Below are 14426 nucleotides of genomic sequence, written 5' to 3' on the forward strand. Positions count from 1 at the left end.
TTGGCGCGCGATCTCTAAAGTGCTAAACCAGCACAAGATACGGCCTTGCCTTTTCATTTGGCCGGTGCGTAGAGGCCGCGCATCCACCGACTTAGCCAAAAAAGAGGACAGCGCCTTAGCGCCGTCCTCAGTGTACCAGCTTGCGCAGCCGATGGCTGTAACAGGGAGCCGGAGTTGTAAGAGACTGTTTGGGAAGTCTTCGGGTCGCTCCCGTGGGTCTTTGTTTCCGCCCGCCGTGTTGGAAACTTGCCCCGATGTTCACATCGAGGCTTCGTTTCCGCCTTGCGGATCGAAAAAAATCCCTCACGGGCGCTCAACCGCCGACTTCCCAAACAGTCTCTAGTACTTGTACCGCAGGCCTACCGTCACCTGCATGCCGGTCGAGGCGTACTGGCTGACGACGGGCGAGCCGTTGGCGTAATAGGCCTGACGGTTGGTCGTCTGGTTGGTCAGGTTGAGGCCTTCGAGCGAGACCGAAAGGCGCTTGCTGAATTTGTAGGACGACGAGAAGTCGACATTGGTCGTCCCCTGGCTGCCCTCGAAGTCGTTGACCAGCGGCGAGTCGCACGCCGCCGTGCCCGACGTCACCGTACCCGCGGCGCACGACCCTGAAGCAATGGGGTAGGTCGTGTAATAGCCTTCGCGCTTCGACATGGAGATGCGCGCCGACAGCTTCGGGTCTTCGTAGTAGAGCGTGAAGTTGACCGCGTTGGGCGACGCCCCCAGCCACGGACCGGAGCCATAGGTCGCCGCCACGGTCGAGGAGCCCGGATCGAGGATATAGGTCAGCTCGGAATCGATATGCGTGGCGTTCAGACGCAGGCCGGTGTTTTTCAGCACGCCCGGCAGGAAGGTGAAGGGCTGTTCGTAGTTGAACTCCCAGCCTTTAAGCGTACCGCCCGGCGCGTCGCGGTACTGGCGTGCGGTGACTTCGTAATCGCCGTTGATATAGGCCAGGGCATAGTTGTCGGCGACGCTGCCCGTAGCGTATTGCAGCTTGAGCGCGGCGATCGAGTCGGCGGTCAGGAAGGTCGACAGCGGCGCGCTGTACAGCACGGTCTGCGGATAGGACTGGATGTCCTTGGTGAACAGGGCCAGCGACAGGATGCTGCCCTTGGCGAAGTACCATTCCACGCTCAGGTCGTAATTGGTGGCGCGGTAGGGGTTCAGCTTGGTATTGCCGACCGTCATGGTCGCGCCGGTCGTGGAGCCGGTGTTGGGGATGCTGATCGCCGAGACGCTGGGCGACAGCATGGACAGGTTGGGCCGCGACATGACTTTTGATGCGCCGACGCGGATCTTCAGGTTCTGCGCCACGTCGTAGGACAGGTTCAGTGCGGGCAGGGTGTCGGTATACTCATTGCTGTCCTCGATGCGGCGACCGACCGAGTTGGCGCCTTCGGCATCGACCTTCGTGCGCACGACGCGGACGCCGAAATTACCCGACAGATCGCGCCCGAACAGGGCGGCGCGGAAATCGGCCTGCGTATAGGCGCCGGTGTCCTTTTCGGTCACCGAATAGGTCTCGCGCGAGCTCTTTTTGCTGGTCAGGGTCCAGTCGCCGTACTTGTTGATACAGTCGCAATCGAAGCCGAACACGGCTTTGAAAGCCTCGATATTCGGTGCGAAGAAGCTGGTCGCCGTCCCCGACGACAGGTCGAGGCCCTGGCCGAAATTGATGATCTGACCCAGCGAGGCGACGCTGACGCCGGCTTCCTTTTCGGTCGGATTGAGCAGATCGTTATTGCGCTCGCGCATCTCCGTCGAGAAGCCGTATTCGCGGTCATTGAAGCCGAACTTGAAGGTCAGGGCGTCGTTGTGGTCGTACTTGAAGTCGGTCTTGAGGCCCGAATAGGTGTTCTCGACATTGCGCTGATAATGGCGCATGCCGGAAATGCCCTTCACGATGCTCCACTGGCTCGAATCCGCGGCATTGAAGCCGAGGTCGAAGACGGGCATGGAGCCGCCGCCGCGCTCATCGTAGGTGAAGATGCCTTGCGAATCGAGCTTGTTGAACTCGACCAGCAAGCCGGTGTTCTTGTTGACCGACTTCGACGCCCCGACGATCATGGTCATGCTCAGGCGGTCGTTGAAGCGGTGATCGAGGTTGAACGACACCTGATTGAAGTCGGTGGTGTAGGAATTCTGATCGGCACCGGAGCGCCAGTCGACGTTCTGAAGCTGGAGATAATCGGCGATCCCGGCGCTGTTGACGTGCGAGGCCAAAACCTTGACCGCCGGACGACCGATCATGGCCGTGCGCATGGCCAGACCGTCGGTCGAGGCTACATAACCGACCGAGGCCGGGTTGTTGTAATAGTCGTAAACGTCGAGATTGTAGGGGTTGTAGCTGTACCACATATTGGTGGCGAGATTCGTGCCATAGAGCGCCTGACCGCAGTCGGTGCCCGCCGCCAGCTCGGTTTCCGCCGCATAGGTGCAGGTGCCGGGATAGTAGCCGCGCTTGGTAGCACGCGCGGTCGAGGCGGTCGCGGTCGCCAGACCGGCATTGGTGTTGTTGCGGTTCAGCCCGACGGTCTGGATCTGGTAATAGGTGCTTTCGTTCTCGAAATGCGAGCCGAGATAGTCGATCGAGACCTTGGTATTGTCGGAAATCTTCATCTGGAACGACGAGGTGATGCCAAGGCGTTGCGAATGAATCTTCTGCTGCTGGATCTGCGCCAGAGCCGGGATGCGCACGGTGGAATTGGCGCAGGCCAGATCGGTGGCTGTAGTGGCGGTGGAACAGCCCGGATAGAGGTTGTTGTAGGCCGTGGCATCGGAGCCGGTCACCGCCGCCAGATAGGCCGCATTGGTGATGGCCGTGCCGAAGGTTGTTCCGGTGGGGGCGGCGAAACCGGCGCGGTAGGGCGTTTCCGCCGTCGCCCAGGTCGAGCCGCGATAGGTGTAGTCGGACTGGCCCGCCTGACGGCGGTACTGATCGGAATTGGTGTCGCGCTCGGAATAGGCGATCGAGCCCAGCCAGCCGAGACGTCCGTCGGCCCAGCGCTTCGAGATCAGCCCCGTCATGCGCGGATTGTAATAGTCGCCGTTCTGATACCACGCGGCTTCGGTCGAGAAGGCGTAGGTGTCGGTCTTGTAGTCGAACGGGCGGGCGGTTTGCAGGTCGATGGTCGCCCCCAGCGCGCCTTCGTCGGTTTCGGCGGAGGCGGTTTTGCGCACGGTCAGCGAGTTGAACAGTTCCGAGGCGAAGGTATTGTAGTCGAAGGCACGCGAGCGGTTGGGCGAGGTGCCGGAATCGTTGGCCCCGGCGGTCGACAGGGCCTCCATGCCGTTGATGCGCGTGCGCTGGAAATCGGCCCCAAGGCCGCGCACGGTGATGGTGCGGCCTTCGCCATTGTCGCGGTCGATCGAAATGCCGGGGATGCGTTGCAGGCTTTCGGCGAGGTTGGCGTCGGGGAAGTCGGCGATATCCTCGGCATTGATGGCGTCGAGCATGACGTCGGCCTTGCGCTTGGTATTCAGCGCGCTTTGCAAGCTGGCGCGATAGCCGGTCACGACGACGGTCGTCGTGTCGTCATCGGCTTTCACGGGGGCTTTCGCGGGCGTGGCGTCCTGAGCCTGAACGCCGGAGGCCGCCAGCAGTCCGGCGAAGGCCAGATAGGAAATGCTGGTTTTAATAATCTGTGACTTGGGGCGCGACTTCGCGCCCGGATGAACGGGGGTGTTCCTCATTGCGTCTCTCCCTAAAGGCTCGGCTTACGGGCCGATGCTTATTTTTGATACCGGTGTCATCTGCGTCGGGCGATGACCCGCGTCGGGAATATGCTGGACGTAAAGCGGAAATTTTCAATCTAAAAACAGATGAATATCGGGCTTGCCGCTGCTTGTTGCTGTCGGGTTGTATTTATGGAACGGAATATGTCCATTCTGTATTTAAAGTGTCTTTTTGTTACTTAATAGATGTCAGTATTGATACGTTCAAGGGATTGCGGTCTCAGGCCTGAGCCTGCGTTCGGGACTCGTGGCCCTCGATCACCAGCGTATCGTGGAAATAGGCTACGGTGCGATGCAGGCCTTCGCGCAGGTCCGTGGTGGGACGCCAGCCGGTCGCCTTGCGGGCCAGATCGATATTGGGCTGACGCTGGCGTGGATCGTCGATGGGGCAAGGGCGATGCACGATGCGGCTGGTCGAGCCGGTAAGCGCCAGAACCTGCCGGGCCAGATCATGCACGGAGATTTCGGACGGATTGCCGAAATTGATCGGCCGGTCGATGGGGCCGGCGACGGTGCTGTCGATATCCATGCAGGCGATCATGCCGGCGATCAGATCGTCGACATAACAAAAGCTGCGCGTCTGTTCGCCTGAGCCATAGAGGGTGATATCGTCCCCCTTGAGGGCCTGAACGATGAAGTTCGACACGACGCGCCCGTCGTCGGGGTGCATGCGCGGCCCGTAGGTGTTGAAGATGCGCATGACGCGGATATCGACGCCGTGCTGACGCTGATAGTCGAAAAAGAGCGTCTCGGCGCAGCGCTTGCCCTCGTCGTAGCAGGCGCGCGGCCCGATCGGATTAACGCGGCCCCAATAGGTTTCAGGCTGCGGATGCACCTCCGGGTCGCCATAGACCTCGCTGGTCGAGGCCTGAAGGATTTTCGCCTTGGTGCGCTTGGCCAGACCCAGCATGTTGATGGCCCCGATGACGCTGGTCTTGGTCGTCTGAACCGGGTCGAACTGGTAGTGGACCGGCGAGGCCGGGCAGGCGAGATTATAGATTTCATCGACCTCGACATAGAGCGGGAAGGTGACGTCGTGGCGCAGGAATTCGAAGCGCGGATGCCCCATCAGGTGTGCGATATTGCGGCGTTGCCCCGTGAAAAAATTGTCGACGCACAGCACGTCGTCGCCGCGCGCCAGCAACCGTTCGCACAGGTGAGAGCCGAGGAATCCGGCGCCGCCGGTGACCAGTATCTTTTTCATTGCGGCGCCCTCCACAGGCGGTGGTCGAAGGGCACGGGACGTCGGGCGTGGCGTTGTGAGATCAACTGCCGCCAGTGGTTTTCGTAATCGTCGAGGGTCTGGGTCTCATGGGCCTCGTGATCGCGCGTCGCGGCGATATCGAGCAGGGTATCGAGGTTGCTCAGGTCCGGCTGCGGCAGGGTGCCGTCGCGGCACGCCTGCCACATCTCGGCATAGAGGCCTTCAAGATGGCGCACCAGACGCGGCATATCGAACAGGGTGCAGGTGTCGCGCGTCGCTGCGAGACGCGTCTTGAAACCGTTGAGGCGCGGCCGGTCCCGGCCCAGCGCCACGGCCAGATCGACGAAGTCCGCCGCCTCGGTCGTAACCAGTTCCGGCAGGCCGGCGGCGTGCAGCAGCGAACCACAGACGCGCGAGGCGAAGCTGCGCCCGCTCAGGGTCAGGACCGGCACCCCCATCCACAAGGCGTCGGAGCAGGTGGTATGCGCCCCGTAAGGGGTGGTATCGAGGAACAGGTCGGCCAGCGGATAGCGCGCCAGATGCTGCGGGTTGGGCAGCTTGGCGGCAAAGACGATACGCGCCGGATCGATGCCCCGGCTTTGCGCGTAAGCCTTGAGGCGCAGATGCGAGGTGTCCGAACCGCTGAGGAGCCACAGGACGCTGTCCGGCACGCGCGACAGGATATCCAGCCAGCGCTCGAAAGTGAAACGCGTGATCTTGTGCGTGCCGTTGAAACAGCAAAACACCGTCGCGTTCTCGGGCAGGCCCATCTCAACGCGCGTCGGGCGGTGGTCGGCGACGAGGCGCTGACGGTTATTGGGCTGATAGCAGGGGAGGCGCATCACCGCTTCGGAATAGTAGATTTCGCTGTCCGGCGGGATGATCCAGTCGTCGGCGACGATATAGTGGTGATACGGACTGCCCAGCGTGCCGGGAAAGCCCAGCCAGTTGACGATGACCGGTGCGGGGCGCAAGGCCAGCAGTTTGGTGCGCCCGTCGCGGGTATAGCCGTTGACGTCGATCAGGATCTGGATGCCGTCGTCGGCGATGCGCCGGGCCGCCGTGGCGTCGTCCATCTGCGAAATATCGACGAACTGATCGACGGTGTCGCGGTAATGGGCGTGGATCGGGTCGTTCCCGGCGGGGATGCCGCAATAATAGGCAAAGACCTCGACCTTTTGCCGGTCGTGCAGACCGGGCACTTCGTACATCAGGTGGCCGATGGCGTGTTCGCGCAGGTCCGACGACAGGTAACCGATGCGCAGGCGTCCGTCGCTGCGGCCTTGCTGGGCGGCGAAATGGCGGGTGACCGGCTCGGCCTCGGTCAGGCCGACATCGGTTTCGCTGTAGTGAGCATTGAGCGCCAGTTGCAGAAGCGGATCGTCGGTATAGGCATTGGCCGACAGCGGCGACATGCCCTTGAGCAGACGGGCGCGGTCAACGCGCTCGAACGGCTCGACGATGGGCCAGGCGCATTGCCGCTGACGGGCGGCGATCAGGTGCTGGACGGCCTCGCGCTGGGTGGGGTCGAGGTCGAGGCTCTGGCGCAGGGCCGTCTCGCAGGCCTCGTCCTGATGGGCGGCCTCCAGCACGCGGGCGGTCTGGTTCAGCGCCATGACCTTGTGCGTGATGGCCTGACCCGTTACCGGCGACAGCCGCTCGTTCATGCGGTGCCACAGGGTGACCGCCAGATCGCTGCGCCCCCGCCGTTCGTGCACGCGACCCAGATTGATATAGGCGGGCAGGAATTCAGGGTTGAGGCTGATGGCCTGTTCAAGGGCGGCCTGCGCCCCGTCGAGCGCCCCGGCATCGGTCAGCAAAACCCCCAGATTGAACTGAAGCGCATAGATCAGGGGCTCGTCGGGCTGGTCGGCGATAAAGCCTTCGTACAGCGTGGCGGCGGCGGCAGGATCGCCGCGCAGACGCAAGGCTTCGGCGGCCTGAATCAATTCGATAACGGTCATGGGAACCTTAGCTTAGGGCGGCGCGCAGGGCGGCCAGTTGTATGGCCGACAGGCTGGCGATCTGGGTGGTGGTCAGGTAGCTGATCTGCTCTGGCGTAAAGGCCTCGATCTGGTAGGTATTGAGCGCGCTGAGGAAGGTGGTGCCGAGCAGGCCCATGCTGGTGGTGGTCAACTGGCTGAGTTGCACGGCACTCAGCACCGCCATTTCACCGGCGCTGAGATTGTCGAGCTGGGTGGCGGTGAGGGCCGCGACCTGTTCGGCGGTCAGGGCGGTGAACTGCGTCGTGGTAAAGGCGGCGATCTCGGTGATGGTCAGGCTGCCGATCTGGGTGTGGGTGAGCGCCGAGACCTGCGTGGTCGATAACGCGGCGATCTGCGCCGTGGACAGGGCGCGAAGCTGCATCCGGACCAGCGCCGACAACTGCGTGGTGGTCAGGGCGGCGATCGAGGTGGTCGACAGGGCTGCCACGTCCTCGGTCGCCCACGCCCCGATCTGGGTGGTGGTCAGGCCCGCGATCTGGGTCAGGGTCAGGGCGGTGATCTGGGCTTCGGTCAGGCCGGAGATCGCCTGTGTGGACAAGGCCCCGATCTGGGTGGAACTGAGCGCCGACAATTGCGTGGTGGTCAGGGCGGACACTTCCGTGGCGGTCATGCCGTGGATGCCGCTGTCGGACAGGGAGGCCAGTTGCGTGGTGGTGATCGAGGCGATGTGCGCCTCCAGCAGCGACGCCACACCGGTCGCCGACAGCGAGCCGAACTGCACCATGCTCAGGGCGGCGATCTGGGTGTCGGTCAAAGCGCCGATGGCCGTGGCCGAGAGTACCCCCATCTGGGTCTGGGTCAGGCCGCCGATCTGGGTGGTGCTCAGGGCCGTCGTCTGGGTGGCGCTGAGGCCGGTGACGGCGGCGGTCGATAGACCGGCGATCTGGGTGGCCGCCAGAACCGACAATTGCGACGTGGTGAGCGCGCCCATACCGGTCGCGGTGAGGCCGCTCAGTTGCGTCGCCGTCAACGCGCCGACCTGCGTGGTGGACAGGGCGGTGAGTTCGCTGGTCGTCAGGCCGCCGATCTGCGCCGAGGTCAGGCCGCGTAACTGCGTCGTCGTCAGGGCGTTGATCTGGGCGGTGGTAAAGCCCGGCAGGGCCGTGACCGCCAGACCGGACATCTGGGTCGAACTGAGGCCGCGTAGCTGCGTGGTGGTCAGGGCGGCGATCTGGGTGTCGGTCAGACCGCCCATGCCGGTGGTCGAAAGACCCGACACCTGCGTCGAGGTCAGGACCGCCAACTGCGTCCCCGTCAGGGCGGCGGTCTCCGTGGCGACCAGCCCGGCCAGTTGCGTCGAGGTCAGGGCCGAGACCTGCGCCGTCGTCAGGGCGCGCACCTCGTCGGCGGTCAGGCCGCTCAGTTGCGTGGCCGAAAGCGCTTTTGTCTGGGTGGTGGTGAGCGCCGCGACCTGCGTCGGGGTCAGGCCGCTGAGGCCCGTGGACGACAGGGCCGCCACCTGCGTCGTGGTCAGGGTCTGGATTTGCGTCGTGGTCAGGGCCGACAGGCCGGTCGAGGTCAGGGCGGCCACCTGCGTGGTGGCCAGCGCGGCGACCTGCGTCCCCGTCAGGCCTTGCACATGCGTGGCGGTCAGGACGCCGATCTGGGTTGTGGTCAGGCCCTTCATCTGGGTGGTGGTCAGAGCGGCGATCTGACTGGCGCTGAAATCCTCGACGTCTTCGGTGCTGAGCGCGGCCATCTGCGTCGCGGTGAGGGCGGCCAGTTGCGTGGTCGCCAGAGTCTGGATCTGGCTTTCGCTGAGGCCGGAAATGGCCTGACTGTCGATGGCGGCGAATTGCGTGGTGGTCAGGGCCGACAGTTGGGTGGCGGTGAGCGATTCCAGCGCCGTATAGCTCAGGCCCTTGATCTGGGTCGTATAGAGCGCCGACAGGGCCGTGGCGCTAAGGCCGGCAATCTCGTCCGGATTGAGCGCGGCGATCTGGGTGGCGCTCAGGCCGCGCAACTGCGTCGAGGTCAGGGCCGCCAGATGGGTGGCATCGAGCGCGTTGATCTGCGTGGCGGTAAAGGCCCCCAGTTGCGTCGAGGTCAGCGCCGACAACTGCGTCAGGCTCAGGCTGCCGAGTTGATCGTCACTCAGGCCCTGAATCCCGGCGGTCGACAGGGCGGCCAGTTGCGTAGAGCTGAAGGCTGTCAGTTGCGTTGCCGACAGGGCCTCGATCTCGGTGGCGGTCAAACCCTTGAGCTGCGTCGTCGTCAGGGCCTGAAGCTGGGTCTCGGTCAGGCCGCGCACCGCGGTTTCGCCCAAAGCGCCGATCTGGGTCGAACTGAGACCCCGAAGTTGCGTCGCCGTCAGGCTGGCGGTCAGGGTCGTGGTCAGACCCGGCAGAGCCTCGGTCGTCAGGGCGCTGATCTGGGTCGAGGTCAGGGCCTGAAGCTGCGTGCCGCTGAGGGTCTCGACCTGCGTCGAGGTGAGGCCGCGTATCTGGGTGGTGGTGAGCGCTGTGACTTCCGTGGCGGTCAGGCCGGCGATCTGGGTCGTGTTCAGAGCGGCGACCAGGGTCGCCGACAGGCCTTTCAATTGCGTGGTCGTCAATCCGGCAAGATCGCTGGCGCTCAGGCCGTGGATACCGGTGGTGGAGAGGGCCGATATCTGGGTCGAGGTCAGGGCGGCCACCTGCGCGTCGGTCAGGTCGCCGACCTGCGTGGTGGTCAGGCCCGCGATGGCGGTGGCGGTAAGGGCGGCCAGTTGCGAGGTACTGAGCGCCGCTATCTGCGTGGCATCGAGCGCCGACACGCCGGTGGCGGTCAATCCGGCGATCTGCGTGGTGGTCAGACCGCTCAGGGCTGTGACGCCCAGCCCGGCGATCTGGGTGGTGGCCAGCGCGGCGATCTGCGTGGCGGTGAGGCTGGCCAGCGCCGTGGCGGGCAGGGCCGTCAATTGCGTGGTCGTCAGGCCGGAAAGTCCCGTGGCGGTCAGGGCCGAAATCTGGGTGGTGGTCAGGGTCGCGACCTGTGCCGTCGTCAGGGCGGCGACGCTGTCGGAGGTCAGGCCCTTGACCTGCGTGGTGGTCAGGGCGGCGACCTGAGCGGTGGACAGGGCCTTGACCTGCGTGGTGGCGAGGCTGGCGACCTGCGTGGCGGTCAGGCCCTTGATCTGGGTCGTGCTGAACGCGGCCATGTCGGTCGCCGACAGACCGGACAGCGCCGTCGTGGTCAGGGCCGCCAGTTGGGTTGTCCCGAGCGCCGCCAGTTGCGTGGTGCCGAGGCTGCCCGCCTGTGCTTCGGTCAGGCCGCTCAGGGCGGTGACGGTCAGGGCCTCGATCTGGGCGGCGGAAAAGGCGGCGATCTGGGTTTCATTGAGCGCGGCGACGCCGGTTGCGGTCAGGGCCTTTACCTGCGTGGTCGATAGGCCCGACAGGGTGGTGGCGGTCAGCTCCGACACCTCGTCCTCGGTCAGGGCGGCGATCTGCACGGTGGCGAGCCCGTTCATCTGGGTGGTGGTGAGCGCCGCCATCTGCGCGGCGCTCAGGCCGCGGAACGCTGTCACACTGAGCGCCGCCAGTTGCGACGTGGACAGGCTGCCCAGTTGCGCCGTCGTCAGGGCCGAGGCCTCGGTGGCGGTGAGCGCGCCCATCTGGGTGGTGGTGAGGGCGGCTACCTCGGTGGTGCTCAGGGCGGCGATCTGGTTTTCGCTGAAACTGGCGATCTGGGTGGCGGTCAGGGCGCGCACCTGCGTCGTGGTCAGTCCCTGAATCTGCGTTGCCGACAGGCTGGCTATGCCGCTGGTCGAAAGCGCGGCGATCTGTTTGGTGCTCATGACGCCCAGTTGATTCAGCGACAGGGCGGCAACCTGATTGTCGCTCAGACCGCTGATGCCGGTGGCCGAGAAGGCCGCGATCTGGGTGGTGGTCAGCCCCGTCACCTGCGTCGAGGACAGCGCGGTCATCTGCGTCGCGGTCAGGGCGCTGAGTTGCGTCGTCGAGAGCGCCCCCAGCGTATCGATGGCGAGGCCGGACACCTGCGTGGTGGTCAGGGCGGCGATCTGCGTCACGCTGAAGGTGGCGATCTGGCTGGCGGTCAGGCTGGAAATCTGCGTGTTGGTCAGCCCCGCCATGCCGGCGACCGACAGGGCGGCCATCTGGGTGTCGCTCAACGCGCCAATCTGGGCGGCCGAGAGCGCGGCGACGGCGGAGGCGGTCAGTCCGGCGATCTGGGTGGTGTAAAGTGCCGCGACTTGCGTGGCGCTCAGGGCGGCCATCTGGGTCTCGGTAACGGCCCCCATTTCGGCGGCGGTCAGGCTTTTCAACTGCGTGGTCGACAGGGTCGCGAGGTCGCTGGCAGACAAGCCCGCGATCTGGCTGGTGGTCAGGGCGCGGACCTGCGTCGTGGTCAGAGCCTGCAAGCTCTCGTCGGTCAGCGTCTCCAGTTGCGCGGCGCTCAGGCCGGGGATCGCGGTGGCGGTCAGGCTTTTCAACTGCGTCGTGGTCAGCGCCGCGACCTGTTCGGTGCTGAGATTGGTGACGCCGGTGGCCGTCAGGGCGCGGATCTGTACGGTACTCAGGGCGGCCATTTGAGTGGCCGACAGCCCGGCCAGATTGGAGGCATTGAGCGCGGCGACCGCCGTGGTCGACAGCGCCGCGATCTGCGAGGTCGACAGCGCCGTCACCTTGTCGGAACTGAGGCCGGACAGTTGCGTGGCGCTGAGCACGGCCACCTGACTGGTGCTCAGGGCCAGAAGCTGGGAGTCGTTCAGCGCCCCGGTCTGGGTCGCGTTGAGCGCCTTGATCTGGGTGGTCGAGAGGATAGCGGCCTGCGTCGTGGACAGGGCCGACACCTGATCGGTGGTCAGGGCGGCGATCTGGGTGGCGGCCAGCGCCTTGAGCAGGGGCGTCGTCAGGCTGCCCATCTGGTCGGCGCTGAGGCTCGACACCGCCGTCCCGGTCAGGCTGGCGATTTGCCGCGTACCCAGCGCGTTCAGTTGCGTGGCGGTCAGGGCCGCGACCTGCACATCGGTCAGACCGCCCAGCCCCGTCGCCGACAGGGCGGCGACCTGCGCCGTGGTCAGGGCCGAAACCTGATCGGCGGTCAGGGCCTTGATCTGGGTCGCGGTGAGCGTGTTGAACTGCGTCGTCGACAAACGCGACAGTTCGGTGGGCGAGAAGGCGGCGACCTGATCGGCGGTGAGCGCGCGGACCTGGGTCGAGGTGAAAGCGCCCAGTTGCGTGGCGGTCAGGGCCGACAATTCGCCCATCGACAGGTTGGCGATCTGCGCCGCGGTGAGGGCGGCGACCTGCCGTTCGGTCAGCGACTGGAGCTGGGTCGTGCTCAGTTCGGCGAGGTCGCTGGCGGTCAGGCCCTGAATCTGCGTCGTGCTCAGCGATTGCAGCAGGGTGGTCGAAAGCGACTTCACCTGCCCGTCATTGAGCGCGCTGACCTGCGCCGAGGTGAGCGCGCTCCACTGGGTCGAGCCCAGTGCCGACAACTGGCTGGCGGTCAGTTGCGACACCTCGGTCGTGGTCAGGGCCGCCATCAGGGTCTGCGGCAAACCGCGCAACTGCGTCGCGGTCAGGCCGACGATCTGGGCTTCGCTGAACCCCTTGATGGCGGTGGCGGTCAGGGCCGACAACTGCGTGGCGCTGAGGACGCCGACCTGTGTGTTGGACAGGGCGGCGATGTCCGAAGCGACCAGCCCGCGCATCTGGGTCGTCGTGAGGAGCGCCAGTTGCGACAGGTCGAGCGACGCAATCTGGTCTTCGCTGAGATAGCCGATCTGGGTCGGTGTCAGGGCGCGTAGTTGCGTCGTGTTAAGGCTGTTCAGTTGCGTCGCGGTCAGGCCCGACACCGCTCCGGCGCTCAGGGCGGTGATCTGGGTCAGGCTGAGGGTCGATAATTGCGTGCCGGTCAGGGTCGAGACGAGATCGGTGCTGATGCCGCCGACCTGCGCCAGACTGAAGACGCCCAGTTGCGTGGCCGACAGGGCGCTCAGCTGCGTGGCGCTGAGGCTGGCCACCGCCGAGGCAGTCAGGCCCTTGACCTGCGTGGTGCTCAGGCTGGCGATCAGGCTGGTGCCGAGCGCCGCCACCTGCGTCGTCGCCAGCGCCGCCACCTGGGTCGAGGTCAGGCCCGACAATTGCGTTGTGGTCAGGATGTCGAGGTCTTCGGACCCGATGGCGCGGATCTGGGTGACCGTCAGGGCGCCCAGCTGATTGGCGGTCAGGGTCGAAAACTGCGTGGCGTTGAGCGCGGCGATTGCCGTGGCGCTCAACCCGCTGATCTGGTCGGTGCGCAGCCAGCCGAGTTCGGTTTCGGTCAGGCTGTAGACCTGCCGTTCGACCAGCGCGTTCAGCTGCGTCGAGGTCAGGTTGGAAAACTGCGCCGCGCTAAGGGTCGCTATGGCCGTGGCGCTCAGGGTCTTGATCTGGGTGGTGGTCAGGGCCTTGATCTGGGTGTCGTTGAGCGCCGCCATCTGCGTCGCCGACAGGGTGTTGATCTGGGTATCGGTCAGGCCCCTGATCTGGGTCGAGGTCAGGGCGGCCACCCGCGTCGCATTGAGGCTTTGCAACTGTTCGGTATTGAGGCCCGACACGGCGGTGACGGTCAGGCCCGATGACTGGGTGACGGTGAGGGCATTGACGAAGGTCGTGCTCAGGCTGCTGACCTGAGTCGAGGTCAGATAACCCATCTGGGTCAGGCTATAGCCGCCGATCTGGGTCGTGCTGAGAGCATTGAGCATTTCGGCGCTCAGGCTGACGATCTGGGTCGAGGTCAGGCCGCCGATCTGGGTGGCGGTCAGGGCGGATAGCTGAGCCGGCGACAGGGATTGCAGTTCGGTAACGGAGAGCCCGCGCACCTGCGTCGTATTGAGTGTGGCGAGGTCTTCGCCGGACAGGGCCGCGATCCCCGCTGTGCCGAACCAGCCGATCTGGGTCGAGGTCAGGCCGGAGAGTTGCGTCACCGAAAGGGCGTCGATCAGGGTGGCGTTCAGGCCCTGAATCTGCGCCGAGGTCAGGGCGCTGACCTGCGTCGACGACAGGGCCGCCAGTTGCGTCGTCGAAAGCACGCCGATCTGATCGGTTTGAAATCCCTTGACCTGCGTGGTGGTCAGGACGCTCAGTTGCGTCGGCGACAGGGCGGCGAATTGCGTGGCCGAAAATTCGCCGATATCGGTCTGGGTCAGGCCGGCGATCTGCTGGGTGGTCAGGGCGGCGATGTCCTCGACGCCGAAGGCTTCGACCTGAGCCTCGATCAGCACCGACAACTGCCTGGCGCTGAACACCATCTGATCGGCGGTAAAGGCCGCGATCTGTTCGGTCGTCAGGGCGCGCATCTGCGTGGTGGAAAGGGCCGTCAGCTCGGTCGTCGTCAGGGAGGCGATCTGCTCGAGCGTAAAGGCGGCGATCTGGGTCGTCGACAGGGCCGCGATGTCCGTGGTCGTCATGGACCGGACCGCCGCGGTCGACAGGGCGGCGATCTGGTTGACGGAATAGGACGAATAGATGGAGGCCACGCGCCTTCAT

The 14426-nt window shown here is 65.0% G+C and carries 4 protein-coding genes; all 4 read right to left on the bottom strand.

What is annotated here, in order from left to right; genetic code table 11:
* Positions 1-339: 339 nt before the first annotated feature.
* The 4 genes from AEYBE204_RS23900 to AEYBE204_RS23915 all read right to left on the bottom strand — a co-directional run bounded on the left by AEYBE204_RS23900 (position 340) and on the right by AEYBE204_RS23915 (position 14416).
* Entirely contained in the window at positions 340-3696 is a 3357-nt protein-coding gene (locus AEYBE204_RS23900) for a TonB-dependent receptor (protein WP_023460925.1), read from the bottom strand.
* A 262-nt stretch (positions 3697-3958) separates the two neighbouring features.
* Positions 3959-4942, bottom strand: a complete 984-nt coding sequence (locus AEYBE204_RS23905) for a UDP-glucuronic acid decarboxylase family protein (protein WP_023460926.1) — start codon at positions 4940-4942, stop codon at positions 3959-3961.
* Positions 4939-6906, bottom strand: a complete 1968-nt coding sequence (locus tag AEYBE204_RS23910; protein WP_023460927.1) for a tetratricopeptide repeat protein — start codon at positions 6904-6906, stop codon at positions 4939-4941. The genes AEYBE204_RS23905 and AEYBE204_RS23910 overlap by 4 nt, the downstream gene beginning before the upstream one ends.
* A 7-nt stretch (positions 6907-6913) precedes the next feature.
* Positions 6914-14416, bottom strand: a complete 7503-nt coding sequence (locus AEYBE204_RS23915; RefSeq protein WP_023460928.1) for a hypothetical protein — start codon at positions 14414-14416, stop codon at positions 6914-6916.
* Positions 14417-14426: the final 10 nt, after the last annotated feature.

The sequence above is a fragment of the Asticcacaulis sp. YBE204 genome (genome assembly GCF_000495855.1).
In the GTDB taxonomy this organism is placed as follows: Bacteria; Pseudomonadota; Alphaproteobacteria; order Caulobacterales; family Caulobacteraceae; genus Asticcacaulis.